A 3,031-nucleotide genomic window follows, 5' to 3' on the forward strand; every position below is an offset into this window, starting at 1 on the left:
AGGCTGTCGCCCCTACGGGGCAACATCCTTTTACATGCCTATCCCCATAGAAAGTGTTCATTCTTATTTAGCAATAACTGTCTATTATAGTTTAGCAGTTACAAAAGGTTTGTATATTGGGAAAATTGAACTGTTCCCATGCTATATATTGATGAAATTCTCTTCATTTCATGAAATTTTTCCAGTTAGAAAGGAAAAACAGTAGAATAAAGAAAATCGTTGAGAAGAATTAATAACTCAGTGGGGTAAAGATCTATACCAAAAATTGACTTTCGTTTATAGAATAAGTAAGCATAAGATAATTCCACTTATAAATTGAACGGTCTCAAAAACGAATGTTTTTGAGACTTTTTTTATTACACTAAAATAGCTTATAATTATAGTTTATTTTGTCTTTAAAGATTGCTCAATATCTATGTATCATTTACCACCCTTTGTGATATAATTGTACTGAAAAGGTGGTATTTTTTTATGAGTCAGTATATTTATGGGTATGCTCGAGTTAGTACACGTCAACAAGATTTATCACGTCAATTGGATTTATTAGAAAAATATAACTGTAATGAAATCTTAACGGAAAAAATGACTGGAACAAAATCAAACCGTCCAGAATTAAATCGTTTAAAGGATAAGTTGAGACCAGGGGATATCGTTGTTGTAGAAAGTTTTTCAAGATTGGGTAGAAGCACAAAAGATTTAATTGATTTAGTAAATTACTTTGAAGAAAATAATGTGAAATTAATTAGTGTGAAAGAAAACTTTGATACTACTACTCCCCAAGGAAGATTAATGATGACCGTTTTTCAGGCTTTCAGTCAGTTTGAAAGAGATTTGATTGTTGAACGCACAAAGGAAGGATTAAAAAGTGCCAGAGCAAGGGGAAGAAAAGGAGGACGACCGAGAGTAGCAACTAAAGATATTACAAAAGCCATAAATCTTTATAATACTAAAGAATACAGTGTAAAGGATATTGTTGAAATGACTGGTATTAGTAGAGCCACTTTATATCGATATTTAAATAAAGATAAGATTAAAGAAACCTAATCGTACAAGCTTCATTTATTGGAAGGAGCTATTTTAATGAAAAAAGAACTTCCTCCGTTGACATCCTATTCAGAAGATCAAAGACAAAAGGCTATGGATAAATACAGGTTAATTGCACCATATCTTAACCACGAGAAGAATTTGAAAACTATTGCCGAGGTATCTGAATGTTTCTAAACGAACACTTCAATATTGGATTAGTAAGTATCAGCAATTTGGATTAATTGGTTTGGTTCGAAAAAGTCGAGCAGACTCGGGAGTCTTTAAAGTAGAAAAAGAAGTACAGGAAGAAATTAAAAATTTAATACTTAGCCACAAAAGAAATTCGGTCACTTCGATTCACAGAAAGATTTGTGAAATATGCAAAAAGAATAACTGGAAGCAACCCACTTATTATCAGGTCTATGCTATCTCAAAGTCTTTATCGCCAGGACTGAAAAAACTAGCCCATGAAGGAAAAAAAGAATATCAAAACACTTATGATATAATTCACCGACGAGAGGCTAGTTACCCTAATGAGATCTGGCAAGCTGACCATACCCCATTAGATATAATTGTTTTAAATGAAAAAGGAAAACCAGAAAGACCTTGGTTAACAATTATTTTAGATGATTATAGTAGAGCAGTTGCTGGATACTTTTTATCTTTTCAAGATCCGTCTGCTATACAAACATCTTTGGTATTACATCAAGCCATATGGAGAAAAAGCAACCCGGATTGGCAAATATGTGGTATCCCTGAAAAATTTTATACAGATCACGGAAGTGACTTTACCTCTAATCATTTGGAACAAGTAGCAATTGATTTAAAAATTAATCTAGTTTTTTCTACAGTAGGAGTTCCGAGAGGACGTGGGAAAATCGAAAAATTCTTTTCGACCATTAATCAGTTATTTCTACAAGATTTACCTGGGTATATATATGATCGAAATGATTTAGCAATGATATTAATCGGAATGCCCGGAATTGAGAAGCGATTGACTCGATATCCTCAACTCTACTCTAGAATTGGATTTGCTCATGAATTTGATAAACTCAGTAAAGATGAAACCCACCATATTTTAGAATATAAATGGGAAGAGTTAGGACTTTCTATAAAACTCGAGGATTTTTCTGATTATGAAGCAATAACCAGTATTATTAAGATTACTGGAGGGAACTTTAGACTAATACAAAGGCTCTTTACCCAGATCGAAAGAATACTTGAAATTAATAATCTTGAAACCATAACAACAGAGGTTGTTGAAGCTGCACGAGACAGTTTAGTAATCGGAATCAAGTAATCATTAAAAGCTATCTTTTTATTATAAGATAGCTTTTAATGATTATTTTTAATGCAAAATAAAAAACAGGTATAACTCCAAAAGCGACAGGTTAAAATTGTCTCAGAAATATTCGTTTTTAAGAAGTAATCCCATACTTATTAGTTGTCCTACTTTTCAATATATTTTAACAAAAGTTCTCTTATCTAGCAGGAGTTTTCAAATAAAAATAGAATATATATATATGTGGATTAGGAAATTGCTACTTTTCGAATAATACCAACTCTTTTTCGACTTTTAATTATTTGTCTGGGTTATCTGAAGTTATCTCTAAATGTGAATTCAACATATTATACGAGGGGGTGCTTTATGAAACAGGTCATTCAACACTTTTCATATTCGGATTGGAAATGTAGCTGGTGTGGTTGTAAAGTATGAAGAAAATCCTGTTATTATTATTTGTTTGTATTTTACTAACAAGTTGTCAGACAAAAAAACAACCAGAGACCCTTAGCACTCTTTCAATGAATGAAGATTCAAATGAAACAGTTCTTTCTACCAATACAGAAATGAGTTTAACATTAAATGAAGCCGTTGAGATTGCACTAGAAGAGGCGTTAAAGGTAAGCGTCAAACAATGAACACCTTCTATTAAATATCCGTTCTTGAGATAATCTCTTTAGAAAAAAATCTGGAGGTTATGCCAATGAACGATGCTAACAAAAG

General features: G+C 32.0%; 3 pseudogenes. All 3 read left to right on the top strand.

Annotated features, from left to right (window positions below):
* Nucleotides 1-471: 471 nt before the first annotated feature.
* A pseudogene (locus ACFSBH_RS12425) lies at nucleotides 472-1,038 on the top strand (recombinase family protein); the annotation flags it as partial.
* A 235-nt stretch (nucleotides 1,039-1,273) separates the two neighbouring features.
* A pseudogene (locus tag ACFSBH_RS12430) lies at nucleotides 1,274-1,825 on the top strand (integrase catalytic domain-containing protein); the annotation flags it as partial.
* Between the two features lie 135 nt (nucleotides 1,826-1,960).
* Nucleotides 1,961-2,326, top strand: a pseudogene (locus ACFSBH_RS12435) (TniB family NTP-binding protein); the annotation flags it as partial.
* Between the last annotated feature and the right edge of the window lie 705 nt (nucleotides 2,327-3,031).

This window comes from Oceanobacillus luteolus (genome assembly GCF_042678205.1).
Lineage (GTDB): Bacteria > Bacillota > Bacilli > Bacillales > Amphibacillaceae > Oceanobacillus > Oceanobacillus luteolus.